General features: G+C 71.8%; 15 protein-coding genes. 6 read left to right on the forward strand and 9 right to left on the reverse strand.

The annotated features are described in order from the left end of the window. Nucleotides 1–142 precede the first annotated feature (142 nt). Complete coding sequence (locus tag M8J73_RS31590; RefSeq protein WP_240501607.1) at nucleotides 143–1045, reverse strand: ABC transporter permease; 903 nt, start codon at nucleotides 1043–1045, stop codon at nucleotides 143–145. Further along, nucleotides 1042–2058 carry an ATP-binding cassette domain-containing protein gene (locus tag M8J73_RS31595; RefSeq protein WP_055541459.1) on the reverse strand — a complete coding sequence of 339 codons (1017 nt, stop codon included), beginning with the start codon at nucleotides 2056–2058 and terminating at the stop codon, nucleotides 1042–1044. Before M8J73_RS31595 ends, M8J73_RS31590 begins: the two co-directional genes overlap by 4 nt. A gap of 88 nt (nucleotides 2059–2146) precedes the next feature. Here M8J73_RS31595 and M8J73_RS31600 point away from each other — a divergent pair, with 88 nt between their 5' ends. Beyond that, a complete protein-coding gene (locus M8J73_RS31600; protein ID WP_055541460.1) occupies nucleotides 2147–2977 on the forward strand; it encodes a TetR/AcrR family transcriptional regulator in 831 nt (276 codons plus the stop codon). 1 nt (nucleotide 2978) lies between these two features. Here M8J73_RS31600 and M8J73_RS31605 read toward each other — a convergent pair whose 3' ends face one another. Together M8J73_RS31605 and M8J73_RS31610 are read right to left on the reverse strand one after the other, a co-directional pair. Continuing rightward, entirely contained in the window at nucleotides 2979–3719 is a 741-nt protein-coding gene (locus M8J73_RS31605; protein ID WP_055541461.1) for a VOC family protein, read from the reverse strand. Nucleotides 3720–3789: 70 nt separating this feature from the next. Next, nucleotides 3790–4806 carry a hypothetical protein gene (locus M8J73_RS31610; protein ID WP_055541462.1) on the reverse strand — a complete coding sequence of 339 codons (1017 nt, stop codon included), beginning with the start codon at nucleotides 4804–4806 and terminating at the stop codon, nucleotides 3790–3792. 144 nt (nucleotides 4807–4950) lie between these two features. On the opposite strand from M8J73_RS31610, the gene M8J73_RS31615 reads away from it, so the two are divergent. Next, nucleotides 4951–5634: a GDSL-type esterase/lipase family protein gene (locus M8J73_RS31615; protein ID WP_055541463.1), complete on the forward strand. Its 684-nt coding sequence runs from the start codon at nucleotides 4951–4953 to the stop codon at nucleotides 5632–5634. Nucleotides 5635–5654: 20 nt separating this feature from the next. Here M8J73_RS31615 and M8J73_RS31620 read toward each other — a convergent pair whose 3' ends face one another. Further along, complete coding sequence (locus tag M8J73_RS31620) at nucleotides 5655–6434, reverse strand: SAM-dependent methyltransferase (protein WP_055541464.1); 780 nt, start codon at nucleotides 6432–6434, stop codon at nucleotides 5655–5657. A gap of 135 nt (nucleotides 6435–6569) precedes the next feature. On the opposite strand from M8J73_RS31620, the gene M8J73_RS31625 reads away from it, so the two are divergent. From M8J73_RS31625 to M8J73_RS31635, 3 genes are all read left to right on the forward strand, one after another. Beyond that, entirely contained in the window at nucleotides 6570–7157 is a 588-nt protein-coding gene (locus M8J73_RS31625; RefSeq protein ID WP_055541465.1) for a Uma2 family endonuclease, read from the forward strand. Nucleotides 7158–7314: 157 nt separating this feature from the next. Beyond that, nucleotides 7315–8628, forward strand: a complete 1314-nt coding sequence (locus tag M8J73_RS31630; RefSeq protein ID WP_249829369.1) for an MFS transporter — start codon at nucleotides 7315–7317, stop codon at nucleotides 8626–8628. A gap of 101 nt (nucleotides 8629–8729) precedes the next feature. Beyond that, the gene (locus tag M8J73_RS31635) at nucleotides 8730–9722 is read left to right on the forward strand and encodes an aldo/keto reductase (RefSeq protein ID WP_249829370.1); all 993 of its coding nucleotides are present in this window, start codon (nucleotides 8730–8732) and stop codon (nucleotides 9720–9722) included. A gap of 519 nt (nucleotides 9723–10241) precedes the next feature. Here the strand turns inward: M8J73_RS31635 and thpR are convergent. The 3 genes from thpR to M8J73_RS31650 form a co-directional block, all read right to left on the reverse strand. After that, nucleotides 10242–10808, reverse strand: coding sequence for an RNA 2',3'-cyclic phosphodiesterase (thpR, locus tag M8J73_RS31640; RefSeq protein ID WP_249829372.1), 567 nt, complete (start codon nucleotides 10806–10808; stop codon nucleotides 10242–10244). Nucleotides 10809–10867: 59 nt separating this feature from the next. Beyond that, entirely contained in the window at nucleotides 10868–12145 is a 1278-nt protein-coding gene (locus tag M8J73_RS31645) for an MFS transporter (protein ID WP_063799165.1), read from the reverse strand. 586 nt (nucleotides 12146–12731) lie between these two features. Next, complete coding sequence (locus M8J73_RS31650; protein WP_055711043.1) at nucleotides 12732–13169, reverse strand: MarR family winged helix-turn-helix transcriptional regulator; 438 nt, start codon at nucleotides 13167–13169, stop codon at nucleotides 12732–12734. Nucleotides 13170–13316: 147 nt separating this feature from the next. Here M8J73_RS31650 and M8J73_RS31655 point away from each other — a divergent pair, with 147 nt between their 5' ends. Continuing rightward, nucleotides 13317–13499, forward strand: a complete 183-nt coding sequence (locus M8J73_RS31655) for a hypothetical protein (RefSeq protein WP_055538774.1) — start codon at nucleotides 13317–13319, stop codon at nucleotides 13497–13499. Here the strand turns inward: M8J73_RS31655 and M8J73_RS31660 are convergent. Continuing rightward, nucleotides 13492–14910 carry an NCS2 family permease gene (locus M8J73_RS31660; RefSeq protein WP_063799210.1) on the reverse strand — a complete coding sequence of 473 codons (1419 nt, stop codon included), beginning with the start codon at nucleotides 14908–14910 and terminating at the stop codon, nucleotides 13492–13494. The genes M8J73_RS31655 and M8J73_RS31660 overlap by 8 nt on opposite strands. Between the last annotated feature and the right edge of the window lie 91 nt (nucleotides 14911–15001).

Genomic DNA, 15001 nt, shown 5'->3' on the forward strand with positions numbered 1-15001 from the left:
AGGCGCGGGCCCGGAACGGATGGGAGCGCTCCCATCACCCGCACCCCCCATGGAAGACAGGTCACATGGACACGTCAAGGCGTCCGACGCCTCATTGTGCGCCGGACGCCTCTCGGTGCGGCCCGGAAGCCCCGGGCCGGGGTCAGCGGCTCAGCCTCCGGAACCTGCGCACCGCCAGCGGCAGGAAGACCAGCGTGAGCACCACCGGCCACACGCCCGCCATCAGCAGCGCGTGCCGCTCGATCCAGGAGTCACCGGCGACCGGCGTGCCGAACAGCTCGCGGGTGGCGGCGGCCGTGGAGGAGAGCGGGTTCCAGGCGGCGACCCAGCCGAGCCAGTCGGGCATGAGCTGGGGGGCCACATAGATGCTGGAGATCATGGTCAGCGGGAAGGCGACCACGAAGAGTCCGCCCGCCGCCTCCGGGTTGGGCACCAGGAGGCCGAGCCAGACCCCGATCCAGATCAGCGCGAACCGCAGCCACAGCAGCAGCCCGAACGCGGCCAGGAAGCCGGGGCCGGCGTCGGGACGCCAGCCCATCACGAGGGCCGTCAGCATCATGATGGCCAACTCCGCGCAGGCGACCAGCAGATCGGTCACCCCGCGCCCGGCGACCACCGCCGACGGCGCCATCGGCATGGAGCGGAAGCGGTCGATGACGCCCTTGGTGGAGTCGTGGACGACGAGGGTCGCGGTGTTGATGAACCCGAAGGCCATCGTCATCGCGAACATGCCCGGCATCAGGAAGTCCCGGTAGTCACCACCGCCGGGCACCTGCATGGCGCTGCCGAAGACATGCCCGTAGAGGAGGACGGACAGGATCGGGAAGCCCAGCTGCCAGGCGATGTTGACCGGCTGGCGCCGGTAGTGGGTGAGTCCGCGCCGGACGATGTTCCCGACATCGGCGAGCAGCCAGTACGTACGGCTTCGGACGGGGAGGTCGGTGAGGTCGAGGGGGCCGGAGCCGGAGCGGGCGTCGCTGCCAGTGCCGGTTGCGGTGCTCGGGCGGGCCTCAGGGCTGACATCAGGGCGGACGCGGGTGCTCATGCGGCGGCCTCCTTCGGCTGCGACGCGGACGTCGAGGTGTCCCGCACCCCGGGCGGTTCGGTGCGGTGTCCGGTCAGCCGCAGGAACACGTCGTCCAGGCTCGGCCGGCGCAGACCGATGTCCTCGACGGCGACGCCCTCGTCCTGGAGCGTGCGGGCCACCTCCGTCAGGGCGTTCACCCGGTCGGTCACCGGCGCGTGCACACGCAGTCCCGCCTCGTCCGCCTCCGGTTCGCCGTCGGCGACACGGGCGATGACTTCCACGGCGCGCGGGATGTCGGCGCGGTCGGCCACCACGACCTCGACCCGGTCGCCGCCCACGGTGTTCTTCAGCCCGTCGGGGGTGTCGTCCGCGATGGCCCGGCCCTGGTCGATGACAGTGATACGGGAGGCCAGTCTGTCGGCCTCCTCCAGGTACTGCGTGGTCAGCAGGACGGTCGTGCCGCCCGTGACCAGCGCCCGCACCGAGTCCCAGACCTCGCCCCGGCTGCGCGGGTCGAGGCCGGTGGTCGGCTCGTCCAGGAAGAGGACGGCCGGGGCGAGGATCATCGAGGCGGCGAGGTCCAGTCGGCGCCGCATACCGCCGCTGTACGTGCCGACGCCCTTGTCGGCGGCGTCGGTGAGGTCGAACCGGTCGAGCAGTTCGGTGGCGCGCAGCCTTGCCCGCCGGCCGCCGAGATGAAAGAGCCGGCCGAACATCTCCAGGTTCTGCCGGCCCGTCAGCACCTCGTCCACGGCCGCGTACTGGCCGGTGAGGCCGATCCTCGCCCGGACCTCGCGGGGCCGCCGGGCCACGTCGAGCCCGGCGACCGTCGCCCGTCCGCCGTCCAGCCGCACGAGGGTGGACAGGATGCGGACGGCCGTGGTCTTGCCCGCGCCGTTCGGGCCGAGGAGGCCGTGGACCGTGCCCTCGCGGACGGCCAGGTCGAAGCCGTCGAGCGCGCGCTTCTCGCCGTACCGCTTCTCCAGGCCCTCCGCCCGCACCGCGTACCCGTCGCCGTTTCCCTCGCTCATGGGTCCCCCCTTCGCTAGAACTGAGTACACCGTACCCGATTTCGCGTACGTCGTACTCAGTTTTTTCGGGGGGACTTAAACTCGGCACATGACACGCGGTGAGGGCGGTACGCAGACCAGCGGCAGCGGCGACATCGTCCGTACGCTCGAACTGCTGTGGGACACGGGGCGGCGCCCCAGCCGGGGCCCCAAGCCGGGGCTCACCCTGGAGCGGATCGTGGAGGCGGCGGTTCGGGTCGCGGACGCGGAGGGCCTGGAGGCCGTGTCGATGCGGCGGGTCGCCACGGAGCTGGGGACCGGCACGATGTCGCTGTACCGCTACGTCCCCGGCAAGGCCGAACTGCTCGACCTGATGCTGGACCGGGTGCAGCGCCCCTCCGACGATCCGGCCGACCTCGGGGACGGCGGCTGGCGGTCCGCGCTGGAGGCCCTGGGCCGGGCGACCCTCACGCTCTACCGCCGCCACCCCTGGCTGCTCCAGGTCAACCAGAGCCGGCCGCTCCTCGGGCCCAGCGCGCTGGACGGCATGGAGAAGGTGCTCTCCCGGATCAAGTCCATGGGCCTGACCGACCCCGAGCTGGTCTCCGCGATCGTCGCGGTCGACGGCTATGTGGTCGGGGCCGCCCGCACCCAGCTCTACGAGGCGGAGGCGGAGCGGCGCACAGGGCTCACCGACGCGGAGTTCTGGGCGGCTCAGACTCCCCTGCTGGAGAAGTTCATGGCGTCCGGGCGCTATCCGATGCTGGCCGGGCTGTCCGAGGACGCGTTCGGCCGGGACTTCGACCACTTCGAGTTCGGACTCCAGCGGATCCTCGACGGCCTGGAGGTCCTGGTGGCCCGACGGGCCGGGGCCGGGGCCGGAAACAAGGACGGGGACGAGGGCCGGAGCGGCAGCCGGGGCGGCTGCGGGGCCGGCTGAGTCAGTGCGGGGCCAGGACGCAGAACTCGTGGCCCTCCGGGTCGGCGAGGCAGGTCCACGGGACGTCGCCCTGGCCGACGTCGAGGTCGGTGGCGCCGAGGGCCCGCAGCCGGTCGACCTCCGCCGCCTTGTCGTCACCGGGACAGGGCAGCAGGTCGAGATGGACGCGGTCCGGCACGGTCTTCACGCCGGGCGTGCGCAGGAACTCCAGATACGGGCCGACGCCCTGGGCGGAGCGCAGCACCGCGTGGTCGTCGGTCACCTCGTGCAGCGGCCAGTCGATCGCCTCACCCCAGAACCGGGCCATGGCCCGCGGGTCCGCGCAGTCGACCACCACCGCGGCGATCGGCCCGGTGTCCCGGTAGACCTCGCGGGGCTCCAGCACACAGAACTCGTTGCCCTCCGGGTCGGCGAGGACCGTCCACGGCACGTCGCCCTGGCCGACGTCGGCGGGGGTCGCGCCCAGCTTCCGCAGCCGCGCGACCAGCTCCGTCTGCTGGGCGGCCGAGTGGGTGGCGATGTCGAGGTGCACCCGGTTCTTCGTGGGCGTCTTGGGGTCCGGCACGGGGACGACGTCGACCCCGAGGGCGACCGGATGCGGCCAGACGAGCCCGCCGGCGGGGCCGACGTAGGTGGCGGCACCGGGGCGGTAGGCGGTCCAGCCGAGCGCCTCCGCCCAGAACCGGCCGACCGCCGAGGCGTCGACGGCCTTGACGATCACATGAACGGGTCGCAGCGCCATGCCGCCGATCCTATGCAGCGCCGCACGGCCCGCCGGGCGACCGGCTGACGGGGCGTCGGAGAACGCCCCGTCAGGACGGGCGGCGCAGGACGCGCTTGAAGCCCCAGATGACGACGACGGCGCCGAGCACGGCGATCGCGCCGACCTTGAACCCCGAGCCGGTGCCGTCGGCGTCCTGCCCGGCGGCCGAGCCGTCGGAGGAGGACGAGCCGGAACCGCCGTTCCCGGAGCCGCCCTTGCCGGAGCCGCCGCCGGGGACGTCGCGGGCGAGGACCGTGCTGGCGGCGCCCTCACTGCCGTACATGATCTTCGTGCCGTCGGTGGTGTACGTGAGGGACTCGCCCTGCCGTTGCAGGGGCACGCTCAGCCGGTCGGCCTTCTCGATCTTCCCGCCCTTCCAGTCGTAGAGGATCGCGCCGAAGTACGAGCGCAGGGCGAGGTGCTTGCCGTTTGGTGAGAACGCCCCGTCGGTGACCTCCAGATCGGGTACGGAGGCGACCTTCTTGAAGATGTTCGTGCCGGACGCGGCGAGTTCGGCCGGGCCCTCGTACAGCGAGCCCCCCGCCTCGTTCTTGTCGGCGATGTAGACGCGCCCGGTCTTCGGGTGCACCATCAGCGCCTCGGCGTCCCGCGCCCCGTCCTCGTACTTCACGACGTACTGCGTGGCCCTGACCGTCTGGTCCTTGAGCTGCTTGGGCTCCGGCAGCTCGTAGATCCACACGTACTGCCAGGTCCCGCCGAGGTTGTCGCCGATGTCGCCGACGTAGAGGTGGTTGTCCGGGCCGATGGAGATCGCCTCGACGTCCCGCGGTGTGCCGACACCCGTCAGCGTCACCGTGGCGACCGTCTTCCCGGTCCCGCTGTCCACGGCGTACAGGAACGCGCCGTCGTCGCTGTCGTTGTGCGTCCAGTACACGCCGGGGTGCTGGCGCGAGGCCGCGAGACCGCTGGACTCGGTGATCCTCGGGTCCTTCACCGTGAAGTCGCCGTCGTCGGCGGCCGCGGGCACGGCCGGTACGGCGGCGAGCAGAGCGCCGGCGAGCACGGCGAGACCGGCGAGGAAGGGACGGCGGGATGGTCGGCGCATGCCTCCCACCCTGCCATGCCGCCGCGCGGGGCGGGGGTGGGAGAGCTTCGCGGGGACCGTGGTCCCGCACCACGTGGTGATGCTCACAGGGGTGTGTGACCCAGTCCCTCCTACCGATGGGTAGCGATCGTTCATGATGAGCCCATGCTCAGGTTCATGCCCGTAGGCGACTCCATGACGATCGGGAGCGCGGGCGAACACACGTGGCGCTACCGGCTCTGGCAGCACCTGTGCGCGTCGCACGACGGCCCGTTCCGGATCGTCGGCCCGCGCGAGTCGCTCCACGACAAGGCGACCGACGCCCCCACGTCGTACGAGTACGCCGACGGCGACCCCCGCTTCCCCCGCGCCCATCTCGCCGGCTGGGGCGAGGGCTGGCTGCACATGGCCCCGCTGATCGCCGACGCGGTCCGCGCCCACCGCGCGAACGTCCTCCTCGTCTCCCTCGGCCTCATCGACCTGGGCTTCTACACGGACGCCGAGCAGACCATCGAGAACACCCGCCGCTTCGTCGCCGCCGCGCGCGAGGCCGACCCGCGCGTCCGAATGGTGCTCCTGCCGGTCATCCCGAACGTCCGTGCCGAGGGCGACGCCGCCTTCGCCGCCCAGGTGGCCCGCTTCAACGAGCTCCTCGCCAAGACGGCCGCCGACCTCGACGAACCCCGCTCCGAGCTGCTCCTGGCGTCCCCGCCCCCGGCGTACGACATCCACCTGGACACCTACGACGGCACCCACCCCAACGCCTCCGGCGAGCACCGCATCGCGGCGGCCTTCGCGAACGCGATGCACGAGGCGTGGGATCTGGGCGGCCCGTACGAACTGCCGTAGGCGCGGGCGCCGGTGGTCGCTCAGGCGCCGGCCGGGGCCTTCCTGGTGGCCGTGACCAGCGCGAACGACAGATACTCCCCACCGTCCGCCTCCAGCATGTCGACGACGGCCTGTTCGTCCCCGCCGGGCCGCCGCTCGGCGACCGCCCGCGACCACAGCAGCCAGTCGTGCCAGCCGTCCTCCTGGAGGCGCGCCGAGGTGACGTCGACCAGCTCGGTGATCTCCCACTGGAACCGCCACCACTCGGCGGTGTGCCAGGCGATGGCCTCCCAGCCGACGAGGGCCTTGATGTGGGCGGGAACGGCCCCGAGGTCCCGCACCTCGCGCGTCATGCCGGGCGTGGCCACGCCGAGCTGCCCGCCGCTGCGCAGGAACCGCACGAGGTACGGCAGATAGCTGTCGGCCGTCCCGAAGTACTCGAACGCGTCGACGCTCACGACGGCGTCGAAGCTCCCCTCCTCGAACGGCAGGGCGTGCGCCTCCGCCCGCACGGCCGTCACCCGGTCGGCCACCCCGGCCTCCTCGAACACGGCCGCCGCCTCCTCCGCCGCGATCCACCAGTCGGCGGCGACGACCTCCACGCCGAACTCCCGCGCCAGGAACACCGAGGTCGCCCCCTTCCCCGACCCCAGGTCCAGGACCCGCATCCCGGGCCGGAGGTCGAGGTTCTCGACGAGGTTCTCCAGCAGCCACAACGGATGCGGCCCCATGTCGAGGCCGAGCAGCCAGGAGGGGTCGTAGGCGGAGGAGCGGGGGTAGCGGTCGGGACGTACGAGCGCGTCCAGCGCGGAGGTGGTCATGACAGCCGACCCAACCGGCTCGACCCACGGCTCCGCAACCGAGTTCCGCGGCACCGCACGTGACCTGGTCACCGTGCGTATCGTTGTACCGCGCGGCTGTTCGCGACCCAGCGACAGCCGGGGAGGAGCGCCACGATGACCGTCCTTGACGACAGGATCGAGATGGCCGAGCACAACGGCGAACTCACACTCGACACCATGTTCGAGTGGCTGGAGCAGATGCCCGTCCCCGAGGGATTCAAGGTCGAGATCGTCGAGGGGGCCATCTTCATGTCGCCGCAGCGGGACACGCACTGGGAGATCATCCTGGACATCATCGAACAGTTGCGCACCGCATACCCGCGCACGCGTCTGAAGTCCGACGTCCGTATCGACTATCCGGGCCACCTCAACGGCTTCTCGACCGACGTGACCCTGATGTCCCGTGACGCCGTCAAGGACTCCAAGGGCCTGTGGAGCTGCGAGGACGTCGAGTTCGTCGCCGAGGTCATCTCCAAGGGCACCGCGGCCAATGACTACGGCCCCAAGAAGACGGCCTACGCGACCGCCGAGGTCCCCGTCTACCTGATCGCGGACCCGTACCAGGGCAGGTGCCACCTGTACCGGAACCCCAAGCAGGGGGAGTACGTCATCGAGACGACCGTCCCGTTCGGCTACGAGCTGGACCTCACCGACACCGTCGTCGGCCTCACCCTCAAGACCGACGAGTTCCCCCGCGACTGAGCCGCGGTCCGGCCTCGCCAAGGGGCCGCCAAGGTGTGGCCAAGACCCGTTCCCGGGGCGGGCGGCGGCTTGCCCGGGAGGCACCCGCTCGCTTGGATGGCGCGGTCGGCGTGGGCACGGGGCCGCGTCGCGTACGGCGACGAGGGGTGGGTCCGAGGTGGTGGCGGGGGCGGCCGGGCGGGGACTGGGCCGGGAGTTCCGGTGGCTGTGGACGGCGTACGTGGTCAGCACCTGCGGCACGCGGCTGGCGTTCGACGCGCTCCCGCTGATCGCGGTCCTGGTCCTGGACGTCGGCCCGGCGGAGGTCTCCGCGCTGGCGGCCACCGGTCTGGCCGTGGGCGCGGCGGTGGCGGTGCCGCTCGGCCCCTGGGTGGAGTTCCGCCGCAAGCGCCCGGTGATGATCGGGACGGATCTGCTCCGCGCCGGCGCCCTTCTGACGGTCCCCGCGGCCTACGCCCTCGACCTGCTGTCCTTCCCGCAGCTGCTGCTGGTCTCGGTCGTCGTCGCCGCGGCCGACATCACCTTCGGCGCGGCGAGCGGCGCGTTCCTGAAGTGCCTGGTCCCCCCGGAGCACCTCCTCGCCGCGAACGGCCGCTTCGAGGCCACCAACTGGACGGCGACCATGCTCGGCCCGCCGCTGGGCGGCGCCGCGATCGGCCTCCTCGGCCCGGTGGTCACGCTCGTGACCGACGCGGTCAGCTATCTCCTCTCCGCGACGGCCCTCCTGGCGATCGGCGACACCGAGCGCCCCGCCGAGCGCCCACTGAAGCACCCCGCGCACTCCGGGGAGGCGCCCGCCGACGGAACACCTCCCGAGCCGGCCGCGCCCCGCCTCCGGGCCCGTGACCTGCTCGACGGCTGGCGGTACATCCTCACCAGCCCGGCGCTGCGCCCCCTGTTCCTCAACACGATCCTGGTCAATGGCCTGATCATGGCGACCGCCCCGCTGCTGCTGGTCCTGATGGTCGGCGAGCTGGGCTTCACGCCCTGGCAGTACGGTCTGGCCTTCGCCCTGCCCTGCGTGGGCGGGCTGATCGGTTCGCGGCTCGCCCGGCGGCTGGTCGCCCGGTACGGGCAGCACCGGGTGCTGCTGGCTACGGGCGCGTTGCGGGCGTGCTGGCCGGTGGGGCTGGCGTTCATCCACCCCGGCGCCACCGGGCTCGTCCTGGTGATGGCCGTGGAGCTGGGCCTGATCACCTGCATGGGCGTCTTCAACCCGGTGATGGCCACGTACCGCCTCGACGAGACCCCGCCGGACCGGGTCGCCCGCACCCTGTCCGCCTGGTCGGTCACCAGCAAGCTGACGATCGCCGCGCTGACCGCCCTGTGGGGCCTGCTGGCCGCCGTCACCGGCCCCCGCACGGCGGTCGCCGCGGCCGGCGCCCTGATGCTCGCCACCCCGCTGCTCCTCCCCCGCCACCGGCCCGCGCGCCCCTCTCCGAAGGACGACCCGGCCGAGCTGAGGGGTTAAAGGGCTGGAGGGCTGGAGGGCTGACCGGCCGGTCGCGGGGCCCACCGGCCGGTCGCGGGCCCCTTGCCTAGAGCGCACTCCACGGCCTTGGCTGGGGGACCATGGAGTACACACAGCTCGGACGCACGGGACTCAAGGTCAGCCGGCTGGTGCTCGGCACCATGAACTTCGGGCCGCAGACCGACGAGGCGGACAGCCACGCGATCATGGACGCGGCGCTGAACGCGGGGATCAACTTCTTCGACACGGCGAACGTGTACGGCTGGGGCGAGAACAAGGGCCGTACGGAAAAGATCATCGGCGACTGGTTCGCGCGGGGCGGCGACCGCCGCGACAAGGTCGTCCTCGCCACCAAGGTGTACGGCAACATGGCGGCGGACGGCGACGCCTGGCCCAACCACGACAAGCTGTCCGCGCTGAACATCCGGCGGGCGGTCGACGCCAGCCTGAAGCGGCTGCGGACCGACTACATCGACGTCTACCAGTTCCACCACGTCGACCGTGCCACCCCCTTCGAGGAGATCTGGCAGGCCGTCGACGTCCTGGTCCAGCAGGGCAAGATCCTCTACGTCGGCTCCTCCAACTTCCCCGGGTACAAGATCGCCCAGGCCAACGAGATCGCCGCCCGGCGCTCGGGCACCATCGGCCTCGTCAGCGAGCAGTGCCTCTACAACCTCGCCGAGCGCCGCGCCGAGATGGAGGTGATCCCCGCCGCCCAGGAGTACGGGCTCGGGGTGATCCCGTGGTCGCCGCTGCACGGCGGTCTGCTCGGCGGTGTCCTCAAGAAGGAGGCGGAGGGCGGCCGGCGCGCCTCCGGCCGCGCCGCCGACACCCTCGCCGACCCGGCCGCGCGCGGCCGGATCCAGGCGTACGAGGACCTCCTCGACAAGCACGGCGTCGAGCCGGGCGAGGCCGCCCTGGCCTGGCTGCTGACCCGCCCCGGTGTCACCGGCCCGATCGTCGGACCGCGCACGGCCGCACAGCTGGAGTCCGCGATCCGGGCGGCCGAGCTGGAGCTGAGCGAGGAGCTGCTCGCCTCCCTGGACGAGATCTTCCCGGGCCCGGGCCCGTCCCCGGAGGCGTTCGCCTGGTAACCACCGGGCTCCGCCCCGAGGGCGAACGGGGGACCGCTCGACCGGCTCGCACGGGCCCCGGGTCACTCCGACCCACCGGGCCCGCGCGGGCCACCGGCCACCCCGACGGGCCGACGGGTCACGGATCGCGGGTCGCTCCCACCGGCCGACCAGCCACGGATCGCGAGTCCCTCCGAACGCCCGACCCTCCACGGGTCGCGGGTCACTCCCACCGGCCGGCCCGCGCGAGTCACAGTCACGGGTCGCGGGTCACTCCGACCGGCCCGCCCGGCGCGAGGCACCCGTTACGGGCCCCGGGTCACTCCGGCGGTCGGCGGTTCCCCGGCGGTCCGGGCGCCGCCGCGGTCACTTGCCCAGCACCGCCGCGAGGGCGACCACCGCGAACATCAGCACAAGCACACCGGCCATGATCCGGTTACGGGTCTTCGGGTCCACACCATCGAGCCTAACTGCCCGGCCCCGGCCCGCCCGAGACGGCCCCCGCGGTCCGGCCCGGGCCCCCCGCGCCGCGCGCCGCCGTCAGTCACCCAGCTCCCACCGCTCCACGGCCTCGTACCGGGGCTGTTCCCCCGGCACCCCCGACGTCGGCAGGTGGCTCCGCACCAGCGCCAGGTCGGCGACGGTCCAGGTGCGCCCGACGAACGCCGACAGCGTCTCGACGTACGGCCGCACCTCGAACGCCTCCCGGCTGCGGGCCACCGTCAGATGCGGTGTGTAGCGGCGGTGCTGCCCCATGTCGACGCCGGCCTTGCGCCCGGCCGCCTCCGCCCGGTCGGCCAGCAGCCGCAGGGACCGCGTGTCGCCCTCGGCGCCCGCCCACAGCGCCCGCCCGTGACCGAACTGTCCGCCGCCCGCCACGGCCAGCGGGAACGGCTCGCTCCGGTGCGCGGCCCGCGCGAGCCGTTCCGTCAGCTCCGGGACGAGCGACGGGTCGACCTCGCCGTAGAAGGCGAGCGTGAAGTGCCAGCCGGGCGGCTCGGTCCAGCGCAGCCGGTCGGCGCCGGCCAGCCCCTTCAACCGGGCCACGACCAGACCGAGTTCGTCCACCACCTCGTCCGGCGGCAGCACCGCCGCGAACAGTCTCATGGCACTCATGCCCGTCACCCTTCCAGGGAAAGGATCACCTGGCGAGCGCTCCGGGGCCTCTAGGCCTTGACCAGCTCCTTCTCCGTCGTCGGCGGCTTCGGTACGAACCGCAGCCTCGGCTGTCGGCCCTGCCAGCCCACCGACAGCCGCATCCCGCCGGACCTGATGAGCACCAGGCCCACCGTGACGGCGGCGACCGTGGAGACGACACCGCCGGCGACGAAGCCGATCCGGGGACCGTACGCGTCGGTGACCCAGCCGGCGATCGGCGCGCCCAGCGGTGTGCCGCCGAGGAAGACCATCATGTAGAGGGCCATGACTCGGCCGCGCATGACGGGATCGGTGGCCATCTGGATGGCCGTGTTGGTGGTGACGTTCACCGTGAGGCCGAACATCCCCAGCGGGACCATGAACAGCGCGAAGATCCAGTACGTCGGTGCCAGCGCCGCCACGATCTCCAGCAGCCCGAAGGCGAGGGCACCCGCGATCAGCACCCGCAACCGGGCCGTGCCGCGCCGGGCCGCGAGGAGGGCGCCCGCGACGGAGCCGACCGCCATGAGGGTGTTGAAGAGGCTGTACGAGCCGGCGCCGGTGTGGAACACGTCGTCCGCGTACGCCGACAGCCAGACCGGGAAGTTGAAGCCGAAGGTCCCGATGAAGCCGACCAGCACGATCGGCCACAGCAGTTCCGGGCGCCCGGCGACATGGCGCAGGCCCTCACGGAGCTGGCCCTTCTTGCGGGGCGCGCGGCGGGTGGGGTGCAGCTCACGGGTCCGCATCAGCAGCAGCCCGGTGATGGGGGCGATGAAGGAGAGGCCGTTGTAGAGGAACGCCCAGCCGGTGCCGACGGTGGTGATCAGGACGCCCGCGACGGCGGGGCCGACCAGCCGGGCCGACTGGAAGTTCGCGGAGTTGAGGCTGACCGCGTTCTGCAGCTGGTCGGGGCCGACCATCTCGGACACGAACGACTGCCGGGCCGGGTTGTCGACGACGGTCGCCATGCCGACGGCGAAGGCGGCCACGTACACATGCCACACCTCGACCTGGTGGGAGAGGGTCAGCACGGCGAGCGCGAGCCCCGTCACGGCCATCGCCGTCTGGGTCAGGAACAGCAGCCGCCGCTTCGGGAACCGGTCGACCAGGACGCCGCCGTACAGCCCGAACAGCAGCATCGGCAGGAACTGCAGGGCCATCGTCACCCCGACCGCGGTCGACGACCCGGTCAGGCTCAGCACCAGCCAGTCCTGTGCGATCCGCTGCATCCAGGTGCCGATGTTCGACACCACCTGGCCGACGAAGAACAGCCGGTAGTTCCGCACCCGCAAGGACCGGAACATGGACACGCGCTCACGGGGGGCGGGGGGTTCGGGGGTGACGGCCGCCGGTTCGGGGGTGATGGCCGCCCGCTCAGGGGCCGCGGCAGCCGGTCCGGGGGTGACGGCCGGGGAATCGGGGGCGCTCACGTCGGACGAGGGCGTCGGGGCCGTGGCACGGGGTTCGGTCGGGGTCGGGGCCGGGGGCCCGGGGGGTGGGGGCGTCGGCGAGCCGGGGAGCACGAGGGGGGCCGGGGCGGCGGCGGTCGCGTCGGGGGTCCGGGGGCCGGTGGTATCCGGCGGGGCCTCGGGGACGCCGTGGGCCGGCGGGGACTCGTGGGCGGTCGTCGGTGCGGGGGCGGAAGCTGCTCCGGATCCCGTACTCAAAGGGGTTCGCCTCCTTGCGCTGAACACGTGTACGTCCTGCGGTTGCGTGAGCCTCACTGCTCCTGTTCTGTCTGCTGGTTTCCGGGCCCGCCCATGCCGGGTCCACCACGGCGCACGAACTGTCCGGCGGGGCGCACCGGCGGCTTCCCCGGCGTGCGGTGGTCCCTCCGGAGTGCGGTGGGACCACCGGCGTACGGCGGTGGCCCGCTCAGACATGCGCGAGTCAGAGATGCGCGAGCTTCTCCAGCACCGGCGCGGCCGCCCGGAGCGCCTCCCACTCGTCCTCGTCGAGCCCCTCCACGAGGGACGCGAGGAACGCGTTGCGCTTGCGGCGGCTCTCCTCGAGCATCGCCTCGGCTCGCTCGGTCTGGGTGACCACCTTCTGCCGCCGGTCCTCGGGGTGCGGCTCCAGCTTCACCAGGCCCTTGCTCTCCAGCAGGGCGACGATGCGGGTCATCGACGGCGGCTGCACATGCTCCTTGCGGGCCAGCTCACCGGGGGTGGCGGTGCCGCAGCGGGCGAGCGTGCCGAGCACGGACATCTCCGTCGGGCTCAGCGACTCGTCGACCCGCTGGTGCTTCAACCGGCGGGACAGGCGCATCACGGCGGACCGCAGCGCGTTCACGGCGGCTTCGTCGTCGCCATGGGTCAGGTCAGGCATGTTCTTTAGCTTAACTCATTACCCTCGCTAAAGACCACCGGACCTCCCCAACCCCGGCCGTGAGTCCCGCCACTCATCTCACTCATACGAGTGACTCATACGGAGAACGCCACACGGCGGCCCGGAACGCGCCTGACCCTCGTACTCATGGGGACCACTGTGCTCAGCCTGCGGATAGACCGGGAACTGCTCGACCGGCTCCGGGACCACGCGACGAAAAGGGGGATGAGCGTCCAGGACTACGTCATCGGGACGCTCATGCGGGACGACTTCGACCAGCGGTTCCAGACCGCCGTCGAGGAGACCGAGAAGTTCTACGGGGTCACGTGAGGCCCAGCGCCGGCATCAGGTAGTAGAAGCCGAAGACCGCCGCCACCACGTACATCGGGATCGGGACGTCCCGTCCGCGGCCGACGGCGAGGCGCAGGACGACGAAGGTGATGAAGCCCATGCCGATGCCGTTGGTGATCGAGTAGGTGAACGGCATCATCACCATCGTCACGAAGGCCGGGATCGCGATCGTGTAGTCGGCCCAGTCGATCTCCCGGACCGAGTTCGCGAGGATCAGGAAGCCGACCGCGAGCAGCGCGGGGGTCGCCGCCTGGGACGGCACCATCGTGGCGACCGGCGTCAGGAACAGCGCGAGCCCGAAGAGGGCACCGGTGACGACGTTCGCGAACCCGGTGCGCGCACCCTCACCGACACCGGCCGTGGACTCCACGAAGCAGGTCGTGGCCGAGGAGGAGCTGGCGCCACCGGCGGCGACCGCGATGCCGTCGACGAACAGGACCTTGTTGATGCCGGGCATCTGACCGTCCGCGTCGGTCAGCTTGGCCTCGTCGCCGACGCCCATGATCGTGCCCATCGCGTCGAAGAAGCACGACAGCAGCACGGTGAAGACGAAGAGGATGCCGGTCAGCATCCCGACCTTGCCGAAGCCGCCGAAGAGGCTGACCTCGCCGAGCAGCCCGAAGTCGGGGCCGGCGACCGGGTTGCCCGGCCACTTCGGGGTGGTCAGGCCCCAGGAGCCGGCGGGCAGCTTGGCGATCGCCTCGATGATCACGGCGAGCAGGGTCATGGCGACGATCGAGATGAGGATCGCGCCCGGCACCTTGCGCACGATCAGCGCCAGCGTCAACAGCGCGCCGAGCACGAAGACGAGGACGGGCCACCCGGTGAGGTGACCGGTCGCGCCGAGCTGGAGCGGCACGGTGGTCTTGGCGACGTCCGGGATACGGGTGACGAAGCCGGAGTCCACGAGCCCGATCAGCATGATGAACAGGCCGATACCGATGGAGATGCCCTTGCGCAGGCCCAGCGGCACGGCGTTCATGACCCGCTCCCGCAGCCCGGTCGCCACCAGCAGCATCACCACGAAACCGGCGAGGACGACCATGCCCATCGCGTCCGGCCACGACATGCGCGGCGCGAGCTGGAGCGCGACGACCGTGTTCACGCCGAGGCCCGCCGCCAGCGCGATCGGCACATTGCCGATGACACCCATCAGGAGCGTGGTGAACGCGGCGGTGATCACGGTCGCGGTGACCAGCTGGCCGTAGTCCAGCTGATGCCCGTACATGTCCTTCGCGCTGCTCAGGATGATCGGGTTCAGCACGATGATGTACGCCATCGCAAAGAACGTGGCGAAACCGCCACGGACCTCCCGCGACAGCGTGCTGCCGCGCTCCGAGATCCTGAAGTAACGGTCGAGAGTGCCCTGCGGGGACATACGGAACCTCATCCCCAACAGGTTCCCCCGTATGTTGGAGTTTTCTACGAACAGAAGTGGCCAATCAGAAACCGTTTCAGTATGAACATATGATGCCGCAAAC

Source organism: Streptomyces neyagawaensis (genome assembly GCF_023516595.1).
Lineage (GTDB): Bacteria > Actinomycetota > Actinomycetes > Streptomycetales > Streptomycetaceae > Streptomyces > Streptomyces neyagawaensis.